The organism is Microcoleus sp. S36a_B3, assembly GCF_036700745.1.
Classification (GTDB): Bacteria; Cyanobacteriota; Cyanobacteriia; order Cyanobacteriales; family Microcoleaceae; genus Microcoleus.
The window spans coordinates 39,623-55,082 of the sequence record NZ_JAUBPN010000019.1; the positions used below are offsets into that span (position 1 = coordinate 39,623).

Here is a 15,460-nt window from a genome sequence, read left to right on the forward strand (position 1 = left end):
GGATGGAGTTTTCTGAAGTTTAATCTATTGCCTCAGTTAGCTCCATATTGCTAAAATGTGATATTTAGATTAACTTCTTTCTACAATTATTAGGTCTAAGTTCTATGACAAACTTAATGAACCGCCTTTCTATTTTTGTTGACGGGAACAATATGTTCTACGCTCAACAAAAGAACGGTTGGTTTTTTGATCCTCGCAGGGTGCTCGAATATTTCAAAACTTCGCAGCCAAATGTCATCTTGATCAATGCTTTCTGGTATACGGGTTTGAAAGACCCGCAAGATCAAAGGGGATTTCGAGATGCTTTAATTAGTCTGGGTTACACGGTTCGTACTAAGATTCTTAAGGAATATTACGATGATGCTTCGGGCAGATATTCTCAAAAAGCTAATTTAGACATAGAAATTGTGGTTGATATGTTTAATACGGTAGATCAATACGACCAAGTTGTACTGTTTAGCGGGGATGGAGATTTTGAGCGGGCGATCGAGCTACTGCGGTCAAAAAATACTCATATTACTGTGGTATCCACCGAAGGAATGATTGCTAGAGAGTTACGAAATGCTACAGATAGGTATATAGACTTAAATGAAATTCGGGAACATATCGAAAAAATGGATTATTAGTCAGTAGTCAGTAGTCAGTAGTCATTAGTCATTAGTCATTAGTTGTTGGGAATTGGGAATTGGTTATTAGTTATTGGTTATTAGTTATTGGTTACTTGCTACGAATTCCCACTTTCCAATTCCCAATAACAACTAACAGTCAACAGTCAACAGTCATCAGTTATGGGTTATTAAATATTCGTTATTGGCGGGAGACATGGGACTGGTGACTGAAGGCTAAAAATCCAGAAACACAAACAAGTAGAAATCAGGAAAACACTTTTTTAGAGCTATGAAAACTCAACCAAGTCAAGACCGGATTATTATTTTCGATACGACTTTGCGGGACGGAGAACAATCTCCGGGCGCATCTCTGAATGTGGATGAAAAGCTGACGATCGCTCGCCAGTTAGCTAGATTGGGCGTGGATGTGATAGAAGCGGGTTTCCCTTTCACCAGCACGGGAGATTTTGAGGCCGTCCAAAAAATAGCGCGATCGGTCGGCACGGAAAATGGGCCGACAATTTGCGGTTTGGCAAGGGCGAGAAAGCCGGATATCAAAACAGCAGCCGAAGCTCTGAAACCAGCGGTAAATTCGCGAATTCATACGTTTCTGGCTACGTCTGACATTCACTTGGAATATAAGCTGAAAAAGACGCGGGCTGAGGTTCTGGAAATTGTGCCGGAAATGGTGGCCTATGCTAAGTCTTTTGTGGAAGATGTGGAGTTTTCGCCGGAAGATGCTTGTCGTTCGGAACCAGAGTTTTTGTATCAGGTTCTGGAACGGGCGATCGCCGCCGGTGCAACTACTGTGAATATTCCCGATACTGTCGGCTACACGACTCCGAACGAGTTTGGGGCTTTGATTCGGGGAATTAAAGAAAACGTGCCGAATATCGATCGGGCAATTATTTCAGTTCACGGTCACAATGACTTAGGATTGGCTGTTGCTAACTTTTTGGAAGCGGTAAAAAATGGTGCCAGACAGTTAGAATGCACGATTAACGGGATTGGCGAACGGGCGGGAAATGCGGCTTTGGAAGAGTTGGTAATGGCGCTTTACGTGCGGCGACAATATTTCAATCCGTTCTTGGGCCGGCCAGCCGATTCTGAAGAACCGCTGACGAATATTGACTCGCGCCAAATTTACAAAACTTCCCGCTTGGTTTCCAATTTAACGGGAATGTTGGTGCAGCCAAATAAAGCGATAGTCGGGGCCAATGCTTTCGCCCACGAGTCGGGAATTCACCAAGATGGAGTGCTGAAAAATAAGCTGACATACGAGATTATGGACGCTGAGTCGATCGGCTTAACGGAAAATCAAATCGTACTGGGCAAATTATCCGGCCGCCACGCTTTTCACACTCGCTTAAAAGAGTTGGGTTTTGAAATGGCTGACGATGAGCTAAATAAGGCTTTTGTCAAGTTTAAGGATTTGGCGGACAAGAAAAAAGAGATTACCGATTGGGATTTGGAGGCGATCGCCAACAACGAAGCCCACCAAGCACCGGAACTGTTCCGGTTAGAATTGGTGCAGGTTTCCTGCGGCGACAAATCTCGCCCGACAGCAACCGTTACGGTGCGGAATCCATCGGGAGAAGAATTGACGGATGCTGCGATCGGCACTGGGCCTGTGGATGCGATTTACAGGGCAATCAACCGCGTGGTAAACGTACCGAATGAGTTGATTGAGTTTTCTGTACAATCGGTAACAGCGGGCATAGATGCGATCGGCGAAGTAACAATTCGTCTGCGCCACGAAGGGAAAGTATTTTCCGGTCACTCAGCAAACACCGACATCATAGTCGCCTCCGCAGAAGCATACATCAGCGCCTTAAATCGACTGTACGTGTCATTGCAGCCTGAAAAATCCTCCGAACAGCCAACTGCGATCGCCAATCAAGTTGTTGCACAAGCACAGCGCTGATCAATTTGCAGTCAACCATCTTGCTTAAACCAAACCGCAGACGAACCCAGATCGAAGCAGAGCAAACTCAATTAATCTGCCTTAATCCGCGTTCATCTGCGGTTAAAAAATTAACTTAATTACCTAAAAATAATCATGTAAAAAATGCAAGAAGAAACCTTAAACAAAGAGCGAGAATTCCACGATGCCTGGGCATCAACAATAGATATTGACGGCATTCGAGTCAATGATTACTTTGAAGCTTGTACTGCCCCAGAAAATAGATTTATCCTCAAACAAATAGGTGATATTACCGGGAAACGCCTCTTAGATTTAGGCTGTGGTGCCGGAGAAAATAGCGTTTATTTTGCCAAAAAAGGCGCGCAATGCGTAGCTGCAGACTATTCTCAGGGCATGGTAGATGTGGCCTTGAAATTAGCCGAAAAAAACGGCGTTATCATAGAAGGTTGCACTGTCAATGCAATGGCGCTAGATTTCCCCGATAACAGTTTTGATATTGTTTACGCTTCTAACTTGCTGCACCATTTACCGGAACCAGAAAAAGCAATTCGCGAAATGCAGCGCGTGCTGAAACCAGGGGGAAAAGCTTGTTTTTGGGACCCGATGAAGCACAATCCGGTGATTAATGTTTACCGCAGAATGGCTACTGAGGTGCGGACTGAGGATGAAAGTCCTTTGGATATTAATATTGTGAATTTTGTCGAGTCTTTGTTTTCAAAGACGGCTTACGATACATTTTGGCTGGCGGCGCTGTGGATTTTTTTACGCTTTTATTTGATCGAGAAAATACATCCCAATGAGGAGCGTTACTGGAAAAAAATTATTATTGAACAAGAGAGATTGAAACCGGAATATTCTCGATTGGAAGGGTTGGATGGGTTGTTAAAGAAGTTGCCTTTGATGAAGCGGTTGGCTTGGAATTTGGCTGTAGTAGCAACGAAGTAGTTACAATTTCATAAAGTAGCGCTAGATATTACCCCCCCAACCCCCCCGCGATTTCGGGGGGGCTAAGACTTCATCTATAGTACATCTTTAGAAAAATGGTATAATTAAAAGAAGTACAATAAGTCAAAGCATTTAATTAAGAGGCTAAGTATGCCCGAAACTATTACTGCTGTGTACGAAAACGGGGTTTTTCGTCCCCTGACTCCTTTGTCGTTGAATGATGGGGAAACTGTGCAGATTCAACTCTGGCTTGACGATTCAAAAAAGCAGGCAGAATTGGCAATCCAGTTGTTAGTCGATCGAGGATTGGTGACTCCACTACCTAACACTCCCCAGAATGTCGAGGCTCTAACCGACGAAGATGTGTATGAATTGGCTAAAAAGTTAGGGGGAAAACCGGGGAAGCCTCTATCAGAAATGATTATCGAGGATCGCGGCCCGTGGTAAACATTTATTTTTTGGATAGCAGCGCTCTCATCAAAAGATATGTGGTTGAAATTGGCAGCCCTTGGATCAAGACTCTCACGGATTCCCAGACTGGTAACTCGCTGCTTCTCATCCGCATTACCTGGGTGGAAGTTCTTAGTGCCTTTGCACGAAGACAGCGTGAAGGCGGTATAAATGCTGCAGAAGTTGCTGCACTTATTCAAAATTTTCGCTCTGAATTCAATAGTCGGTATAGAGTTATTGAAGTTGATGAGGCACTGGTTGAAAGGGCGGGTGAACTGATTGTTCAATATCCGCTGCGGGCTTATGATGCTGTGCAATTGGCGGCTGCTTTGCGCGTTCAATCTGTTTTAAGATCAATGCCAGAAACTCAACTAATTTTTGTTTCGGCGGACAACCGATTGCTGGATATTGCTCAGTCGGCCGGGCTGGCGATCGATAATCCTAATAATTATCCCTCATCAAACGGTTCGTAGTGAGGAATGCAAGTCTTAGGATGGATGCGGACACCAGGACGCACTACGAACCTATATTAGTGCGATCGTTATTTAGAGAATTTCCTTCAAGGTTTTAAGTAATATTTGATTCTGTTCTTCCGTACCTACACTAATTCGCAATTTGTCTTCTAATCGCGGCTGATTGAAGTATCGAATCAGTATTCCCCGTTGTTTCAGTGTTTGATAAATTCTTTCTGCATCGCCGCCCAGCGGCCTAACTAACAAAAAGTTGGTTTGCGATGGCCAAACTTCAAAGCCTAATTCTTTGAAAATGACGGCTAGTTTTGCTCTGGAAGCCTTGACTTTTTCGGCGTTGGCTGTTTTGTGCTCTGAATCTGCGATCGCACTCGCCGCCACTGCATAGGCTACAGCATCAACATTGTAGCTGTCTTTGATTTTATTTAATTCAGCCAGCAGCAGCGGATTTGCTATAGCAAAACCCAACCTCAATCCTGCTAGAGAATAACCTTTTGAAAGAGTTCTCAAAACTATAACATTACTGTACTTTTTTGTCAACTCCAAAGCATTGTCTTCGGCGAAATCTACATAAGCTTCATCAATGACAAGAATACCCGATAACTCTTGAGCCAATTTCTCCAAATCTGCCACAGAAATAGCTGTTCCCGATGGACTGTTGGGCGAGGCTACAAATGTCACAGCACCTTTAGCAGCTATTAGCAAATCGACTGGTAACTGGTAGTCGTCTGGATAGGGAACTTCGACAAATTCTGCATCTTGAATTTGTGCCAAAGTGCGGTACAATACATAGGTTGGCGCGGGACAAACAATCTGTTTTCCCGGTTCGCCCACAGCACGAACTATCAAGTTCAATAAATCATCGCTGCCGTTACCTACAGCAATCCAATCGTCAGGAACTCCCAAAACTTGACTAGCAGCGATGCGGAATTTTTTACCCGTTGGATCTGGATAGCGCCGCAGCATTTCTCCGTCTATTTCTTGAAGCACTTTTAAGGCTTTTGGAGAAGGCGGATAGGGATTTTCATTAGAATTTAATTTAATAATTTTTGTGCCTAGCGGTGGCTGTTCTCCCGGCACGTAACCCGACATTTCCTGGATGCTTTGGCGAAAATAATTCATCTATTATCTGGCGTTAATCTGCGTTAATCTGCGGTTAAAAAAGATCATATCAAACAATTAGTGACAATCCGAGTTATACCCAAATCAATTAATTTTTGCCTATCTTCTGGATCGTCCACCGTCCACACCACAATGTCAACTCCCTGACTCCGGCTTTCTTGAATCAGTGCGGGATTTTCCAGCAAAATGCGATACTGGCTGCTAATCAAGCGATCGCCATGCGCCACAGCTTGAGATAATTGAGTTTTGTATGCTTCTAGATTAGCAACGATATGTCCGATCGCCAAATCGCCAGACAGCCGCCGCACTTGTGCCAAAAATCCATCACTAAACGAGGTAATAACGCATTTTTCTTTGATTCCTGCACCATTCAAAGTATTGACAAAATCCGCAACTTCTGCATCCGACCATTCGCAATGGGGCTTGACATCAAAATAGAGAAATTTGTCAACTTTTTTCAGGATAACTAATGCTTCTGCGAAAGTAGGGATTTTTTGTCCTGAAAATTCATCGCTAAACCATTTTCCCGCATCAAGTTTCTGCAATTGAGACAGAGTTTGTTCCCTGACTTTACCAGAAAATCCAGTGATTCTATCTAGTGTTGTGTCGTGAAAAATCACCGGTACGCTGTCGGCGGATAGTTGGATGTCAAATTCGATCGAATCGGCTCCACGGGCGATCGCCAGTTCAAAAGCTGCTAAAGTATTCTCGGGGGCGATCGCCGAAAAACCCCGATGTGCGATAATTTCTACATTCACTATCTCGCCCCCTCTAAAAAATTGGCCACAGTTTGATTAAAAGTTTCCGGTTGAGTCAAAAAACACCAATGATTCCCCGGTACTTTGGTAGCGGTAAGATTTTTCAAGTATTTCTTGTAGGGCTGCATTTGCCAATCCATGCGATTTACGCCTTTTTCCGGCTGTACGAACAAAGTTGGAATTTCAATATTTTCAGTCAAACCGGCAACTTTCATCACTTCTGCAAATATCTGATTTCTGGCGGGAATCGTAAATTTACTACCCCAACTTCCGTCTAATTTTTGTTCGACTTGGTGTTGGAATATCATTTGCTGCGCGTCACTCCAACCAGCGTATTCTCCCGATTGTTTGGCTGCGGCTTCTGCTTGGGATAAACTCGCAAACGGGCCCATACATTTGAGACAGTCTAATTTTCGGTAAACAATTGGGAGGGTGAGTTTCATCGCCGCCGGCAGTTTGGTGATGAAGATCGGGTCTACTAAAATCATACTGCAAAAGCGATCGGGGTTTTGTCTCGCCCAAATCGGTGCTAGTTTTCCCGTCCAAGAATGTCCTAAAATGTGGCAGGAAGACCAGTTGAGATGTGCCATCAAAGCTTCTAAATCTGCGATCGCACTTGCAAAAGTATAGCCTGTTTCCGGTTTGCTGCTCTCTCCGTGGCCGCGCATATCCGGCGCTACAATATGATAGCGGTTCGCCAAGTAATTGCCGAGGCTAGTCCAGACTGCGGCACTATCTGCTAAACCGTGCAACAGCAACAAGCGCGGAACTTTTTCTGCTTCTTTTTTGCTCTCGGTTGCTGAGTTCCATTCTAGGTAAGAAAGTTCAATTTCTGGTAATTGCAACCTGTTGCGTGCCGGCATAATTAGCGGTAGTTTTTAGCGGTTGTTAGCAAAAAAGGGTGGATTTTGTACCTAGATTGTGTGTTAGATGATTCGGCGGTTGAAACCGCATCTACACAAACAATGTCGGCCTGCGCCGACTAAAAAATAAAGGGGGTGGCTAACCCGGAGTTGGTAAGTAGTAAGACACAATTAATTACACAAAACTCTGGGCTACAAGCCTTGTCTAGTAAATAATCAGCAAAAAATCAGTTTGTAATTAATTCTGTCCAATTACTTATTATACCAATTCCGGTTGCACTCCTCATGATGTTAACAGTTAACAGTTAACAGTTAACTGTTAACAGTGAATTTACTCTTCTGATGAAGAGAGGATTTGATATTACTTGTCTATGGCGCGATCGCCAGCCAAAGCCTACAATTATCGCAATATCCGCACTTTACGAATAGTAGAAACCGGGTTTCTAGGATTTTTGCTCAATCGTAGACTTCTGGCAAAAGTTGTTTTTTCGGATGTTGCTTTGAGCAACGCTTTATACCAAATCCGGGTTTTGGAGATTCTTTACGAACCAGTCGGAGCCGGCCGACTTTGTTTTTGTAGACGCGGTTGAAACCGCGGCTTTGTCTGGGTTATTTGGAATTTTTTGATAAAATTTGCTCGTCTTCAACTACTTTATGGTTGTGGTTCAGATACTTCAGTTTGGACGATCGGCTCTTTGGCAATTTTGCTCAATTTCACTGAATCCAACAAGCTTTCCCAATCAGCCTTGAGGGTTGGATCGTCAGGCTGAGCCCGTCTTGCTGCAGCTAGGGTGCTGATGGCATCTTGCCAAATCCCATTTTCAGCATAAATAAAGCTTTTCTGGCGCGGATCTGCCTTTTCTAATTGACTGCGGATATCTGGACTGAGTTCAACTCGCCGCACAGTACCCATTTGGAACAGATCGCCGGATCTATCTTGAGGATTGTCGCAAATCACTGTCAAACTCCAACGGTAATTTTTTCCTACTTCCAATGGCGGCACATTTTTATTAGCGGGGATACGAACCTCGACAGTCCCTGATAAATTGCTAATTTGGAGAGTCTGTTTATAAATCTCCTTGTCGTTTGGATCTAGCAGACTAAATTCGGCTAATTTCGCTCTTATTGGAGGCCAGTTGAAAAAGAATGTTGGATAGTCGGAAACAGTCCGTGCGAAGTTATTTGGAGGAACTAAGGGTATGAGATATATTGGATTTGGGTTGGAGTCGAGCGCGCAGCCGCCGCGCGTAATTCGTGGTGTTACTGGTGGCTTGAACTGCATATCTATATCTTCACGGGGCTGAACGAAGCGCGGCCCTCCCGATTGAGTCGGCGGTTTGCCTGGGTCTTCCCTCGGCTCTAGCTGTGCCAGACTTGCCAATTGGCAAGTATTAAATGTTGCTATCAATAATATGCAACCAAAGGCGATCGAGTTGAGCCGAAAATTACTAATTTTTTTCATCACCGTTGCCAATGTTTTTTAATGTATATTGTCTCTGTTTACTGTACCCATTTTTTTTCTCCCAACACGCGGTATACATTAACTTTTTGTTCCCTGCCTTTTAAAGGTAAAGATCCCCAAGATTCTACTTCAAATTTTCCTTCTAGATGTACTAAAGTTTCTTCGCCAATCAAGATCCGGCAGGTGTCTTCTTGCCGATGTTTTTCGCAGCTTTCGAGGCGAGAAGCGATATTTACACTGTCGCCGATTACTCCATATTCTAAACGGGTTTTGCCTCCCAAGCTGCCCACGACGATCGGCCCTGTAAAAATTCCGACTCGCATTTTTGCCGCTGGTAAACCGCGATCGCTCCAATTTTGATTCATGGTTGGTAAGCGCGAACTTATAGCTAGAGCGCAAGATACCGCAAGGCGAGCATCTTCGGCAATTGCTTCGGGAGTTGTGCGGGGAATTGGCACCCCAAATACTGCCAGCATTCCATCTCCGGTAAATTTATTAATTACGCCTTGATGTTTTTGCACTTCCTCGGCCATTGCTGATAAATACTCATTTAACCAAGGCATTACTATTTCTGGGGGTAGTTTTTCAGAAATTGTGCTAAAACCTTGCAAGTCAGTGAGCAGCATTGTAGCAGTTACTTTTTGCCCTGGCAATAGCCCGGACTGGAGGAGATGGACGCGCTCTTTCCACAAAGCATTGGCGATCGCCGGTGAAGTTTGTTGTCCTAACAGTTTCATAACAATTTCTTGCTGCTGTCTTGACTGATGGTACTTGTAGGTGATGACGGCTACAGGGGCGATCGCCAAGGCCAGAGTCGGCGCTGTCACAGGTATCCACCCTTGTTGAGTGAATAGAAAAAATGTGAATCCCCATAAGATGCCGCCAAGTGCGATCGCGCTAACGGTGAAACTGAGCGTATTTTCTAGCCGCCAAGCCAAACAGCCGCCAACTCCTCCCCAAACAGCAATCCAAAGCATTTCTTGCCATTCATCCCAAAACCAAAATAGCCCTTTACCATCTAAAACGGCGCTGATAATTTGGCTAGTTGTTGTTGCGTGAATCAATACTCCAGGCATCAGGCGGTTTTCGCTGACAGTAGCGCTGTAAGGAGTAGAAAAGATATCTCTTACAGTTGGGGCTGTAACGCCGATTAGCACTATTTTATCCTTGACCAATTTGGGGTCAACTTTTCGCTCCAAAACTTGACTTAGTGTCACCGTATTTGCGACATTTGTAAGAGAGCGGTAATTCAGCATGATTTGATAGCCTTGACTATTAATTATCTGATACCCTCCTGAATCCGGCTTCAGTCGCCGAAACACTGTTTTTCCTATTTGGATTTCGTTATTTGCTGTAATTATTGTTTCTATTTTCTTGGTGTCAAAATAGTTATAAGCCAACCGCATTCCCAATGAATTAAGCGTCGAATTTTCATAAAAAGTAAACAGAAAATTGCGGCGAATTATGCCGTCTGGATCGACGATTAAATCGCTAAATCCTATCTGTTTTTTGGGTAGTTTCGGAGGGGGTCCAGCTCGCTCGCGCTCGGAGTTGCCGAGGGAGGTAATCGCGATGATTTTGGGGTTTTTGAATTGAGCGGCCAATTCTGCATTTCCCGGTTCGTAGGGGATATCGCGAATAATATCCATACCAATAACTGCGGGTTCGAGACGGGATAATTCGGCGAGCATTTTTGCTAAAACGCGATCGGAAATTGGCCATTTCTTAAAAGCACGAATATCCTGTTCTGTGATTTTTACTACGAGTAATCTAGGGTCAGCGCCCGGATCGGGACGCAACTGTACCATCAGGTCAAAAGCTTTTAATTCCAATGGCTGCAACCAACCTAAATGTCGCACTCCTAAGAGAGTTCCCGTCACGACAATCCAGGTAATCGCCAGAGGTTGCAAGTCAGCGAAGGGGAAGGAATTAGTTAAGTTTTTCCAACTCCAACGTTTCTCTCCCAATTGATGATGGAATCTCTTAAAGAATTTGGGCATCATAATTCTTTTTTTTCAAATTTATTGGACAAAGTGCGATCGGAGGCGGTCATAATTAAAAGAATAATGCGATCGCCCTGAAGTTCCTTACAGTAAGGAAATTAGCTTTTCAGGTTTAAGGTTTATTTATGCACGCCTGCTGGCATCTTAATGTCAATAATGCCAATGATTGATGCCCAATTTTTAATTTTCCTGTGCTGTTTTGGCGATCGCATTTAACTGTAATCCCTGGGGATAAATGTTTTCTTCTTTGCTGCGCTTGATGTCGGCTTCGGAAATCTGGGGTTTGAGGTATTTCGCCAAAACTTTCACGATGTCGCCCCGATCGATCGTCCCTACGACTGAACCAATAGGCGAGAGGACGATGATTCGGGGGAGTTGACGGGCTTCCATGCTGTTAATGACTTCGGCGATGGATGCTTTTTGTGAGACTGTGGGGGTTTTTCCTAGGGGTTGCAAAATGTTGTGCAAAGTCTGAATTTGCCACTGACTGCGTTCTGTCAAGCGGATATCGTCGATCGACACTAAGCCCAAATCTCGCCCGTTGGTCGCAGCAATGTAAAATGGAAACGGGTTGACTTCTAACAAATAGCGATCGGCAAATTCTCGCAAACTCAAATCTGCATCTACAACTCGAAATTCGCGGCTCATCGCATCAGCCGCTTTAGTTGTGAGCAAAGCTTCTTGCAGAGCAGCAAAGTCTCTGTAGGCTGTGGCATTCCGAATCGCAAACCAGCCGATTAGCGCAATCCACAAGCCGCCGTACTGGCGCGCTAACAAACATACACTTACACCAAAAACAACCGCCAACCAACCCAAAACTTGTCCTGTTTTTGCCGCCCAGCGAATGCCGACAAATCGAGAGCCGGTAATTTTCCAAATAGCTGATTTTAAGACTTGTCCTCCGTCCAAAGGCAAGCCGGGAATTAAGTTAAACAATCCCAAAACTAAATTTATTTCTGCTACCCTATCTGTTACAATAGCAATCAAACTTGTTTGAGGGAGAACTTGAGAACCCAAACCGAGGATTAAAAACAGCGCGAAGCTGATCAGAGGGCCGGCGATGGCTACTTGAAATGCTTGACCGGGAGTTTTTGATTCCGAGTCGATCGATGCAACACCACCAAATAAGAATAGAGTAATAGAATTAACTTTAATCCCTTGCGATATGGCAGCCAAGCTGTGTCCTAGTTCGTGCAACAGCACGGAAGCAAACAGCAGCAGAGCTATGGCTAACCCAGCACTCCAGGAGAGCGCAGGCCCCCACAAGCGGTAACTGCTAGCATATTCGCGGGTTGCGAGGGCTAAAATTATAAACCACGAATAATCTATCAGTAGGGGGATGCCAAATAAAGACCCGATTCGCCAACCTGTCTGCATGAAATTTTCCTGGGAAAGGAGAGCAAGAAAGAGTTTCTATTATATCTGTTCTTCTCCTTGCCTTTCCCGTTGCCGCGGTTTCTACAGAACTCCGGCGTTACCCAAGCCCAAGATTACTCCAGCCCCCAACAAGTGGCCGAGGCTGGTTGTTGCCAGCAATTCCGGGATGCCGAAGCCTTTGAACATTCCGGGGACTGCAACGGGTAAAGCAGGGCCTTTGCCTCGGTTTTGCTTGTTGATGCCGTAGTAGCCGATCGCGATCGCCAGCAAATTGCATAAAATCATTGTCAGGCCTACCATTGGCGACCACTCCGGCGTTGAGGGAGTGGTAGACTGTATGGCTAACAGTAAAGATGAGTTAATCATGTTGTTATTTCCTGATTTCACAGATAATATCGAGCGCTACAAAATTATAAAAAGCATTCTGCATTAAACTAAAATTTGTTTTATTAATTAACAATTTGTTTATATTTTGATACAAATTCATCGCGGAGGAAAAAAAGTGCGGGTTAAAATTTGCGGAATCACGAAACTCGATCAGGGAATGGCGATCGCCCGTTTGGGAGCTGATGCTTTGGGGTTTATCTGCGTGCCCGCTTCCCCGCGCTATGTCAGCCCCCAAACTATTCGCCCGATCGCGATCGAGTTGCCGGAAAATGTCGATTGCATCGGCGTTTTTGCTAACACCACAATAGAAAACATCTGTCAAGTAGCGATCGAGTCAAATTTAAGCGGGGTGCAGTTGCACGGAGATGAAACAGCAGAATATTGCGCGAGACTGCGGGAGTTTTTGCCGGGAATTGAAATTATCAAAGCCCTGAGAGTTAAGACTCCAGAAACTTTAGCGACCGCTGCTATTTATGCCCTTCACGTCGATACTTTACTGCTGGATGCTTACCATCCCGCTCAACTCGGCGGTACTGGCAAAACTATAGACTGGGTGATGTTGGCAGAGTTTAAACCGCCTTGTCCTTGGCTGCTCGCGGGCGGTTTAACACCGGAGAATGTTTTAAATGCAATTGATAGCGCCAAGGGCAGTAATTTCAGCGGTGTTGACCTTTCTAGCGGCGTAGAAATAGCGCCGGGAAATAAAGATTTGACCAAAGTAGCTCAGTTGTTTGCTAACTTAACTCAAATTGCTAATCATTGATAATTGGTAATTGAGAAAAAGCTAATTTGTAACACATACTTTGTGCTTTTGATTCTGATGTACTAGACTTGAGTTGCAGAAGTCGGATCTCGATCTTTTAACCGCAGATATCGGGCAGATGTAACCAACGATTGACGCAAATAATTTCAGGGTGTTTGCCGATTTTGGGAATTGCTCGTCTGCTCAGTTCCCTCGCGCACCGCAATTCAAAAACTCGGTTTCTCCATCGCCCGTCTCTCGAAAAGCAGGCGCAACCTTCAAAGAAACCGAGTTTCTGCGATAATTTACGCATCCTCACCAAGAGCGAGGAAGAAACCCGGTTTCTGATTCCTCGCACACATCCCAGAAACCGGGTAATGACAAGGCCTTATTCCGACTACTAATATAGCCTTAAAACTTTTAATGTTAAATTTGATTATGTTAAATTTTAGTGCGATCGGGCTGCTGGACTTACTGGCGCGCCGCCTCACCCTGGCTTTTTCAACTATTCCCGATTTCACCGACTGGCTGGTTGCAGCTATGCTGGTGCTAGCTTACACTGCGATCGCGCTTCCCGTCGGTTTTTGGTCGGGATTTCTGAAAATAGACGTGCAAACCTCTTGGCCTACCATTACCGGAGTGCTGATAGGCTGTTTGTTAAGTCCGGGGCTTAGCGAGGAAGTATTTTTCCGCGTGTTAATGCTGCCGCACCTTCGGGAGAATGTTCCTGGGTTAATGCTGTGGTTTTGGGGATGGGCGAGTTTGGTGCTGTTTGTAGTTTACCACCCGCTGAACGCGCTGACTTTTTATCCGATCGGTCGATCGACCTTTATGAATCCAGTGTTTTTGCTGCTAGCGGCAATTTTGGGAGTAGCGTGCTCCATCGCATACCTGCAAAGCGGTTCCATCTGGCCGGCGGTAGCGGTTCACTGGCTGGCTGTGACAGCTTGGCTGCTGCTATTAGGCGGTTACAGGAGGCTGTATGGTTAAATGTACAAAGTCCAGCATCACTATATTGTCAGGAGGAACTCCATCGTGGGTATCATAGGAGCGATCGTAGGTTTTTTGGCAGGGGTAGCAGTTGCTTACTCATTAGTGGAAAAACGATTAAAAAAGCAAAAACAAGAATACTTGCAGCAAACCCGAAGAATAGCTCAGGATATAGAACTAGCTCAGATATCTCGGATGCAGCCCACTGCCGATTCCCAGCCAGGAGAACAGGAAGATAAGCTTAGACAAGCCACTGTCGAACACGAAAATTTACTCAGACAAGTTACAACTCAATACGAAAGTCAACTCCAACAAATTGCCGCTCAATACGAAAATCAACTCCAACAAGTTCGAGCAGAACGCGATCAACTCCAACAAGTTGCTGGCGCACAGGAAAATCAACTCAAACAAGCCAGCGAGGAATTAGAAGCAGCTCAGAATGCTAAATTGCAAGAAAACCTGCAATCTTTGCAATCAGAACACGAAAATCATTTACTCAGAGTTGCTGACGAATTGCATCACAATTATCAAGCTCAAATCGAAGAACATTTGCAATCTTTGCAATCAGAACACGAAATTCGATTGAGACAGACTGCCGAGGAATATCAGAACCGCGAGGTTGAGATGCAGTTACGTATGGAAGCTTTGCAAGAGGAATACGAGAGTCGGTTGCAAGCAGCTCACGAGCAGTTGCAAGCTCACGAAACTCAGATGCAGACTACTATCGGGTCTTTGCAACAGCAGTACGAGAATAATGTCCAACAACAAGAAGTTCCCGATCGACAGTTTGGTCAGTTAAATCAAACAGAAGTTGGAGAATATTTACCCGAACCAGAAGTAGGACAGGAACAGTCAAGCGAGTTAAGCCAAACAGAAGCTCAACAAGAGTTAAATGATACAGGTTTTTCGGAGCCACAATCAATTGATTCATATCAACAAACCGCAGTCGAACAACAGCCTGAAATAGCCAGACAATTAGCAACCTATTCGGTGGAGCAATTGATGGGATGCGTTCAAAGTCCAGACTCAGAAACGCGCAAGTTTGCAGCGTCTGCTTTAGGTAACTTGGCTGCTGCAAATGCTCTGACAGACGACAGCCATCGAGTAATAGAAACCTTGGGCCAATTACTTCGAGATTTGCAGCCGGAGGTGCGCGAAGCTGCTGTGGAAGCACTAGGATCGATCGAGTCGGAACAAGTAATTCCGCTGTTGGAACAAGCTTTGCTAGATACAGATAGGGCTGTGGCTGTGGCGGCTAGTGCTGCGCTCAATAGGTTGAAGTTTGATCCGCAGACTCCGGCGGTGCAACCGACAATTGTTGATATTGAGGAAGCAAATAGTTAAGCGGTTACGTAGGGA

General features: G+C 44.8%; 15 protein-coding genes. 8 read left to right on the forward strand and 7 right to left on the reverse strand.

The window, feature by feature from the left end:
* The first annotated feature begins 104 nt into the window (after nt 1–104).
* The 5 genes from QUA01_RS19600 (at nt 105) to QUA01_RS19620 (ending at nt 4,400) form a co-directional block, all read left to right on the forward strand.
* Nucleotides 105–626, forward strand: coding sequence for a LabA-like NYN domain-containing protein (locus tag QUA01_RS19600; protein ID WP_006633075.1), 522 nt, complete (start codon nt 105–107; stop codon nt 624–626).
* A 271-nt stretch (nt 627–897) separates the two neighbouring features.
* Nucleotides 898–2,532: a 2-isopropylmalate synthase gene (locus QUA01_RS19605; protein WP_333092176.1), complete on the forward strand. Its 1,635-nt coding sequence runs from the start codon at nt 898–900 to the stop codon at nt 2,530–2,532.
* A 144-nt stretch (nt 2,533–2,676) separates the two neighbouring features.
* Nucleotides 2,677–3,477: a class I SAM-dependent methyltransferase gene (locus QUA01_RS19610; RefSeq protein WP_194069830.1), complete on the forward strand. Its 801-nt coding sequence runs from the start codon at nt 2,677–2,679 to the stop codon at nt 3,475–3,477.
* A 150-nt stretch (nt 3,478–3,627) separates the two neighbouring features.
* Nucleotides 3,628–3,924 (forward strand): antitoxin family protein, encoded by a 297-nt coding sequence (locus QUA01_RS19615; protein WP_333092175.1) that lies wholly within the window; start codon nt 3,628–3,630, stop codon nt 3,922–3,924.
* Nucleotides 3,918–4,400, forward strand: coding sequence for a type II toxin-antitoxin system VapC family toxin (locus tag QUA01_RS19620; protein ID WP_333092174.1), 483 nt, complete (start codon nt 3,918–3,920; stop codon nt 4,398–4,400). Before QUA01_RS19615 ends, QUA01_RS19620 begins: the two co-directional genes overlap by 7 nt.
* Nucleotides 4,401–4,472: 72 nt before the next feature.
* On the opposite strand, the gene hisC is transcribed toward QUA01_RS19620, so the two are convergent.
* The 7 genes from hisC to psaK all read right to left on the reverse strand — a co-directional run bounded on the left by hisC (nt 4,473) and on the right by psaK (nt 12,348).
* Nucleotides 4,473–5,519 (reverse strand): histidinol-phosphate transaminase, encoded by a 1,047-nt coding sequence (gene hisC / locus QUA01_RS19625; protein ID WP_333092172.1) that lies wholly within the window; start codon nt 5,517–5,519, stop codon nt 4,473–4,475.
* A 44-nt stretch (nt 5,520–5,563) separates the two neighbouring features.
* Nucleotides 5,564–6,277, reverse strand: a complete 714-nt coding sequence (locus QUA01_RS19630) for a glycerophosphodiester phosphodiesterase (protein WP_333092171.1) — start codon at nt 6,275–6,277, stop codon at nt 5,564–5,566.
* Complete coding sequence (locus QUA01_RS19635; protein WP_333092170.1) at nt 6,277–7,140, reverse strand: alpha/beta fold hydrolase; 864 nt, start codon at nt 7,138–7,140, stop codon at nt 6,277–6,279. Before QUA01_RS19635 ends, QUA01_RS19630 begins: the two co-directional genes overlap by 1 nt.
* A 652-nt stretch (nt 7,141–7,792) precedes the next feature.
* Complete coding sequence (locus QUA01_RS19640; protein WP_333092168.1) at nt 7,793–8,602, reverse strand: DUF928 domain-containing protein; 810 nt, start codon at nt 8,600–8,602, stop codon at nt 7,793–7,795.
* A gap of 38 nt (nt 8,603–8,640) precedes the next feature.
* On the reverse strand, nt 8,641–10,605 hold the full coding sequence (locus QUA01_RS19645) for a CHASE2 domain-containing protein (protein WP_333092166.1): 1,965 nt from the start codon (nt 10,603–10,605) through the stop codon (nt 8,641–8,643).
* A 180-nt stretch (nt 10,606–10,785) separates the two neighbouring features.
* Nucleotides 10,786–11,982, reverse strand: a complete 1,197-nt coding sequence (locus QUA01_RS19650; protein ID WP_333092164.1) for a site-2 protease family protein — start codon at nt 11,980–11,982, stop codon at nt 10,786–10,788.
* A gap of 81 nt (nt 11,983–12,063) precedes the next feature.
* The gene (gene psaK / locus QUA01_RS19655) at nt 12,064–12,348 is read right to left on the reverse strand and encodes a photosystem I reaction center subunit PsaK (protein ID WP_194069813.1); all 285 of its coding nucleotides are present in this window, start codon (nt 12,346–12,348) and stop codon (nt 12,064–12,066) included.
* Nucleotides 12,349–12,484: 136 nt separating this feature from the next.
* Between psaK and QUA01_RS19660 the strand changes: the two genes are divergently transcribed.
* From QUA01_RS19660 to QUA01_RS19670, 3 genes are all read left to right on the forward strand, one after another.
* Nucleotides 12,485–13,132, forward strand: coding sequence for a phosphoribosylanthranilate isomerase (locus QUA01_RS19660; RefSeq protein WP_333092162.1), 648 nt, complete (start codon nt 12,485–12,487; stop codon nt 13,130–13,132).
* A 417-nt stretch (nt 13,133–13,549) separates the two neighbouring features.
* The gene (locus QUA01_RS19665) at nt 13,550–14,101 is read left to right on the forward strand and encodes a CPBP family glutamic-type intramembrane protease (RefSeq protein ID WP_333092160.1); all 552 of its coding nucleotides are present in this window, start codon (nt 13,550–13,552) and stop codon (nt 14,099–14,101) included.
* 45 nt (nt 14,102–14,146) lie between these two features.
* Nucleotides 14,147–15,445 (forward strand): HEAT repeat domain-containing protein, encoded by a 1,299-nt coding sequence (locus tag QUA01_RS19670; protein WP_333092159.1) that lies wholly within the window; start codon nt 14,147–14,149, stop codon nt 15,443–15,445.
* Nucleotides 15,446–15,460: the final 15 nt, after the last annotated feature.